The sequence below is a fragment of the Agromyces binzhouensis genome (assembly GCF_004135055.1).
In the GTDB taxonomy this organism is placed as follows: domain Bacteria; phylum Actinomycetota; class Actinomycetes; order Actinomycetales; family Microbacteriaceae; genus Agromyces; species Agromyces binzhouensis.
Genome location: NZ_SDPL01000156.1, coordinates 1 through 6,727, shown reverse-complemented (window position 1 = coordinate 6,727; position 6,727 = coordinate 1). Strand labels below are relative to the sequence as shown.

6 protein-coding genes are annotated in these 6,727 nt (G+C 70.5%); 1 reads left to right on the top strand and 5 read right to left on the bottom strand.

Translation table 11 applies throughout. From position 1 onward, the window contains the following. The 5 genes from ESO86_RS09240 to ESO86_RS09220 form a co-directional block, all read right to left on the bottom strand. Nucleotides 1-859, bottom strand: an 859-nt coding sequence (locus ESO86_RS09240; RefSeq protein ID WP_165307573.1) for an ABC transporter ATP-binding protein, incomplete at its 3' end; no start/stop codon positions are given. Continuing rightward, complete coding sequence (locus ESO86_RS09235) at nucleotides 856-1,785, bottom strand: ABC transporter permease (RefSeq protein WP_129234634.1); 930 nt, start codon at nucleotides 1,783-1,785, stop codon at nucleotides 856-858. The genes ESO86_RS09235 and ESO86_RS09240, both read right to left, overlap by 4 nt. Further along, nucleotides 1,782-2,798, bottom strand: coding sequence for a TIGR03842 family LLM class F420-dependent oxidoreductase (locus ESO86_RS09230; RefSeq protein ID WP_129234633.1), 1,017 nt, complete (start codon nucleotides 2,796-2,798; stop codon nucleotides 1,782-1,784). Before ESO86_RS09230 ends, ESO86_RS09235 begins: the two co-directional genes overlap by 4 nt. 19 nt (nucleotides 2,799-2,817) lie before the next feature. Beyond that, nucleotides 2,818-4,254, bottom strand: coding sequence for a dihydropyrimidinase (gene hydA, locus ESO86_RS09225; protein ID WP_129234632.1), 1,437 nt, complete (start codon nucleotides 4,252-4,254; stop codon nucleotides 2,818-2,820). Between the two features lie 27 nt (nucleotides 4,255-4,281). Further along, on the bottom strand, nucleotides 4,282-5,130 hold the full coding sequence (locus ESO86_RS09220; RefSeq protein WP_129234631.1) for a nitrilase-related carbon-nitrogen hydrolase: 849 nt from the start codon (nucleotides 5,128-5,130) through the stop codon (nucleotides 4,282-4,284). A gap of 277 nt (nucleotides 5,131-5,407) precedes the next feature. Here ESO86_RS09220 and ESO86_RS09215 point away from each other — a divergent pair. Beyond that, a partial coding sequence (locus ESO86_RS09215) for an aminotransferase-like domain-containing protein (RefSeq protein WP_242492295.1) occupies nucleotides 5,408-6,727 on the top strand: 1,320 nt, incomplete at its 3' end.

Here is a 6,727-nt window from a genome sequence, read left to right as displayed (position 1 = left end):
CGGGCGCCGTCGTCGGCCCGTGCAGCGCCTCGCGCACGGCGGTGACGCCGGCGAAGAACGCGGCGTCCTCGCGGAGGTCCTCCCCGCGCTCCGCCGCGCCGCCGAGGCGCACGTCGATCTCATCGGTGATGCGGCCGGGGCGGGGCGACATCACGACGACGCGGTCGGAGAGGTAGACCGCCTCGGGGATCGAGTGCGTCACGAACACGACCGCGGCGCCGGTCTCGGCGCGGATCTTCAGGAGCTCGGTCTGCATGCGCTCGCGGGTCATCTCGTCGAGCGCGCCGAACGGCTCGTCCATGAGGAGCAGCCGGGGCTGTTCGGCGAGCGATCGGGCGATCGCGACGCGCTGCTGCATGCCGCCCGAGAGCTGGTCGGGGTAGTGCTTGGCGAAGTCGGCGAGGCCCACGAGTTCGAGCAGCTCGGCGACACGTGCGCGGCGGGTCGAGGCATCCGCCCCGTGCAGTTGGAGCGGCAGCTCGATGTTCGCCGCGACGGTTCGCCACGGCAGGAGCCCGGCCTGCTGGAACGCGATGCCGTACGACTGGTCGATGCGGGCCTGGCGGGAGGTCTTGCCGAAGACCCGGATCTCGCCCGCGGTCGGTTCGTCGAGGTCGGCGATGAGCCGGAGCAGGGTCGACTTGCCGCAGCCCGACGGGCCGATGAGCGACACGAACTCGCCGTCGTGCACCGTGAGCTCGATGCCCGTGAGCGCGGTCACCTCGGCGCCCTTGGCGCCCGTGAAGACGCGCTCGACGCCCCGGGCGACGACGGCCTCGGTCGCGTCGGCGGTGGCCGTCGTCGCGCCGCCGGAGGCCGAGGGCTCGGGGGCGGGCGTGCTCGGGTTCGGGGTGCTCATGCGACGGTCTCCTGTCGGCGGAACGGGCTGAGGAAGGCGGCGAGGAGGGCGACGAAACCTGCTGCGACGAGGCCGAGCAGCACCGCGCCGAGGATCGGGGCCCAGGGCTTCGCCGGGTCGCTCGACGCGGCGACCGCGGTCTCGAGGATGAGCCGGCCGATGCCGCCCGTGAACCCGACCGAGATCTCGGCGACGACGGTGCCGACGACGGCGTTGGCGGCGGCGAGCCGCAGCGCCGGGATGAGGAACGGGACGCTCGCGGGCAGGCGGAGCCGGAACAGCGTGGTCCACCACCCCGCCGCATAGCTGCGCATGAGGTCGAGGTGCGCGGCATCCGGCGACTGCAGGCCCCGCAGGGCGCCGACGGCGACCGGGAAGAACGCGAGGTAGCTCGCGATGATCACGACCGACATCCAGCTCTCCCACGAGAACGCGCCGAACTCGAGGCGCGAGCCCCAGTTGCGGATCAGGGGCGCGAGCGCGATGAGCGGAACGGTCTGGCTGAGGATGACGAAGGGGAGCACCGCGCGCTCCGCGATGCGGAAGCCGAGCATGAGCAGCGCGAGCGCGAAGCCGACGACGACGCCCACGAGCCAGCCGAGCGCCGCGACGCCGAGGCTCGTGAGCGCCGCGAGCAGGACGACCACGCCGAGCGGCAGCGCGCCCGACGCCCGGGTCACGGGCTCGACGATGCGCGCGAACATCTCCCAGATGTGCGGCATCGCCAGGTCGCTCGTGCGCGGCAGCAGGCGGATGCCGCTGCCCGTCACGCCCTCCTGCGCACCGACCAGCCAGCCGTCGGCGGGGCCGACGAGCTTGTACAGCTCCCACAGCGCGGCGAGCGCGATGACCCCGACGACGCCCCAGACGACGGCGCGCCAACGGTGCGCCCGCCTGGCCCGGGGGGTGGTCGCGGTCGCCGTCATGCCTTCGCCGTGAGGTGCTCGGTCATGGCGGGGATCACGGTCTCGCCGTACACCCGCATCGTCTCCTCCTTGTTGTCGTGCTGGAGGTAGCCGGCGAACTGGTCGACGCCGAGCTCTGCGAGCTGCTTCAGCTTCTCGATGTGCTCCTCGGCGGTGCCGAGTACGCAGAAGCGCTCGACGATCTCGTCGGGCACGAAGTCGACGTGGTCGTTGTCGGCCTTGCCGTGGGTGTTGTAGTCGTAGCCCTGGCGACCGCGGATGTAGTCGGTGAGCGCGTCGGGCACGCTGCCGTGCTCGCCGTACTTGGCCACGATGTCGGCCACGTGGTTGCCGACCATGCCGCCGAACCAGCGCGACTGGTCGAGCATGTGCGCGCGGTCCTCGCCGATATAGAACGGCGCGGCCACGCAGAACTTGATCGACATCGGGTCGCGCCCGACGGCCTCCGCGGCGTCCCGCACGGTCTTGATCATCCACGCGGCGATGTCGACGTCGGCGAGTTGCAGGATGAAGCCGTCGCCGACCTCGCCGGTGAGCTTCAGTGCCATCGGGCCGTACGCGGCGACCCAGACCTCGAGCTCGGAACCCGTGGACCACGGGAAGCGCAGCGTCGAGCCCTTGTACTCGACGGCCCGCGAGTTCGCGAGCTCGCGGATGACGTGGATCGACTCGCGCAGCTCGCGCATCGTCACCGGCTTGCCGTTGGTGACGCGCACGGCCGAGTCGCCGCGGCCGATGCCGCAGACGGTGCGGTTGCCGTACATCTCGTTGAGCGTCGCGAACGTCGACGCGGTGACGGTCCAGTCGCGCGTGGCCGGGTTGGTCACGAACGGGCCGACGGTCACGCGCCGCGTCTCGGCGAGGATCTGCGAGTGGATGACGTACGGCTCCTCCCACAGCAGGTGCGAGTCGAAGGTCCAGACGTGGCTGAACCCGAACTGCTCCGCGAGCTTGGCGAGGTGGACCGCCCGCGAGGCGGGCGGGTTGGTCTGCAGGACGACTCCGAAGTCCATGGCGGGGTTCCTCTCCCGATCAGATGAGGTATTGGCTCAGGCCGCGCTTGAGGTAGCGCCCGTCGCCCTTGGCGCCGACGTAGGCGTCGTCCTCGACGACGACCTTGCCCCGGCTGATGACCGTGTCGACCTTGCCGTCGATCTCGTACCCCTCCCACGCCGAGTAGTCCATGTTCATGTGGTGGGTCTTCTCGAGGCCGATCGAGGTGTGGCCGTTCGGGTCGTAGACCACGATGTCGGCGTCGGCGCCGGGCTGGATGACGCCCTTCGTGCCGTACAGGCCGAACATGCGGGCCGGGGTCGTGCTCGTGAGCTCGACCCAGCGCTCGAGCGTGATCTCGCCGGTCACGACGCCCTGGTACATGAGGTCCATCCGGTGCTCGATCGAGCCGATGCCGTTCGGGATCTTCCGGAAGTCGCCGAGGCCGAGCTCCTTCTGGTCCTTCATGCAGAACGGGCAGTGGTCGGTCGAGACCATCTGCAGGTCGTTCGTGCGGAGGGCCTGCCACATCGAGTCCTGGTGGCCCTCGGCGCGCGAGCGGAGCGGCGTCGAGCAGACCCACTTCGCGCCCTCGAAGGCGCCCCACTGGTCGCTCCGCGCACCGAGCTGGTCTTCGAGCGAGAGGTACAGGTACTGCGGGCACGTCTCGCCGTAGACGTTCTGGCCCTTGTCGCGCGCCCAGGCGAGCTGCTCGACGGCCTGCTTCGCCGACACGTGCACGACGTAGAGGGGCGCGCCCGTGAGCTTCGCGAGCATGATCGCGCGGTGCGTCGCCTCCTCCTCCATCTCCCAGGCCCGGGCGATGCCGTGGTAGTACGGGTCGGTCTTGCCCTGGTCCACCAGCTGCTGGGCGAGCACGTCGATGGCGGGGCCGTTCTCGGCGTGCATCATCGTGAGCATGCCGGTGTCGCGCGAGACCTGCATGGCCTTCAGGATCTGCGCGTCGTCCGAGTAGAAGACGCCCGGGTAGGCCATGAACATCTTGAAGCTCGTGACGCCCTCGTCGGGCAGCTTCTTCATCGCCTCGAGCGACGCCTCGTTGACGTCGCCGACGATCTGGTGGAACCCGTAGTCGATCGCGCAGTTGCCGCCGGCCTTCTCGTGCCAGGCGGCCAGCCCGTCTTCGAGCCGCTGGCCGTAGGTCTGCACGGCGAAGTCGATGATCGAGGTCGTGCCGCCGTGCGCGGCGGCGATGGTGCCCGACTCGAACGTGTCGGACGCCTCCGTGCCGCCGAACGGCAGCTGCATGTGGGTGTGGGCGTCGATGCCGCCGGGGATGACGTACTTGCCGGTGGCGTCGACGACGCGGTCGACGGATGCCGCGACGTCCGTGCCGAACAGCTCGCTGCCGGGCTGCAGGACGGCGACGATCTTCTCGCCGTCGACGAGCACGTCGGCCGCGGAACGGCCGGTGGCGCTGACGACGGTGCCGCCGGAGATGAGGGTGGTGGCCATGCGCTTCGCTCCTTCGCGTCTCGTCGGCTACGGCTTCGGGATGGACGTGTACGACTCGGGCCGGCGGTCGCGGTAGAACTGCCACGCGTTGCGGACCTGGCGGATCATGTCCATGTCGAGGTCGCGGACCACGACCTCCTCGTCGGTCTCCGATCCGTATTCGCCGACGATGTTGCCCTGCGGGTCGACGAACTGGCTCTTGCCGTAGAAGTTCACGGCGAGGTCGCCGTACTCGTTGTCCTCGAGGCCGACGCGGTTCGCGGCGCCGATGAAGTAGCCGTTCGCGGCGGCCGCGGCGGGCTGCTCGATCTCCCAGAGCCGGTTCGAGAGGCCGGGCTTGGTCGCGTTCGGGTTGAACACGATCTGCGCGCCGTTCAGGCCGAGCTCGCGCCATCCCTCGGGGAAGTGCCGGTCGTAGCAGATGTAGACGCCGATGGGGCCGACCGCGGTCTGGAAGACGGGGTAGCCGAGGTTGCCGGGCCGGAAGTAGAACTTCTCCCAGAACTTGTCGAGGTTCGGGATGTGGTGCTTGCGGTACGAGCCGAGGATCGTGCCGTCGGCGTCGACGACGACCGCGGTGTTGTAGTACACGCCGGGCTGCTCCTCCTCGTAGATGGGCAGCACCATGACCATCTCGAGCTCCTTCGCGAGTGCGGCGAAGCGCTGCACGATCGGGCCGTCGGCGGGCTCGGCGTAGTCGTAGTACTTCACGTCCTCCGTGATGCCGAAGTAGGGCCCGTAGAAGAGCTCCTGGAAGCAGATCACCTGGGCGCCCTGCTCCTTCGCCTGGCGCGCGAACTGCTCGTGCTTGTCGAGCATCGACTCCTTGTCACCCGTCCACGTGGTCTGGGTGATGGCCGCTCGAACGATCGTCATGGTGCCTCCTGAGTCGGTCGGCGTCGTTGCCGCCAGCGGTGCAGGCGTGGAGCTCAGTGCCTGCCGTGCGCGCGGTGACGCCGAGCAGTGGTGCCGAGAATCGACGCCGGGTGGGGACCGGCGGCGGGTGCCAGATCGGGGTTGCGACCCGTTCTGTTATTCTTCGGCGTGAACATTTCCCTTTTGTTTCACTCTGTGACGTGGTGGTTAAACATCCTGTCCCTTGCTTCGTGAGGAGGCAATGGTGCGATCAGGTATTCGAGTGGATGTCTCCGAATTGACCTCCCTCGCGCCCTTCGCCGACACGACGCCGCGCGGCATCGCCGCCGACCTCGCACGGCTCGTGAACAACGGGGAACTCGAGGCGGGCGTCCGCCTGCCCACGGTGCGCGAACTCGCCTCCTCGCTCGGCGTGAGCCCGGCCACCATCAGCCAGGCGTGGCAGGCGCTCGCTCGCGCCGGGCTCATCGAGTCGCGCGGTCGAGCGGGCAGCTTCGTGCGACGGGACGCCTCTGCCGGCCCCGCGATGCGCATGCGCGGCATGGCCCCGCCCGACGACCCCGTGCGGCTCGACCTCTCGCGGGGCACGCCCGACCCCCTGCTCCTGCCGGCCCTCGGCCCCGCGCTCTCGCGGGTGTCCGCGCGGGCGGATGTCGGGAGCTACCAGGCCGAACCCGTCATCCCCGCGCTCGCGGCGGTCCTGCGCCGCTCCTGGCCCGGCGAGGCGGAGTCGATCGTGGTCGTCGACGGTGCGCTCGACGCCATCTCGCGCACGCTCGAGCAGGTCGTGCGATTCGGCGACCGGGTCGTCGTCGAGCACCCCGGCTTCCCGCCGTTCCTCGACCTCCTCGACCTGCTCGGCGCCGAGGCCGTGCCGGTCGCGATCGACGAGCAGGGGATGTCTCCGGAGGGGCTCGCCGTCGCGCTGCGCCGACGGCCCGCGGCCATCCTGCTGCAACCGCGAGCCCAGAACCCGACGGGCGCGTCGATGACGCCGGCCCGTGCCGCGGCGCTCGCGGGAGTCATCCGCTCGGCCGTCGACGAGCATGGCCTCGACCTCGTCGTCGTCGAGGACGACCACTCGGGACTCATCTCGACCGAGGGCGACGTCACGCTCGGCACGCACCTGCCCGATCGCGTCGTGCACGTGCGCAGCTTCTCGAAGTCGCACGGCCCCGACCTGCGCATCGCCGCGGTCGGCGGCCCGCGCGACCTCATCGGCCGGATCATGGCGCGCCGCATGCTCGGCCCGGGGTGGACGAGCCGGATGCTCCAGTCGATCCTGCTCGACCTGCTGACCGACGGCGCGGCGATCGACGCCGTCGCCGAGGCGCGCCGGGCCTACTACACGCGCCAGCGCGCACTCGGGGACGCGCTGCGGTCGCGCGGCATCCCCGTGATGCACGCCGACGGAATCAACCTGTGGATGCCCGTGCTCTCGGAGCGTTCGACGCTCGTGCAGCTCGCGGCCGCCGGGATCCGGGTCGCGGGCGGGACGCCGTTCCTCGCGGCGGCGAACGGATCGCCCGTCGCCGGCGCGCAGCGCGCCGACCGCCACGAGTTCGTGCGCGTCACCGTGGGCGCCGTGCGCGAGGAC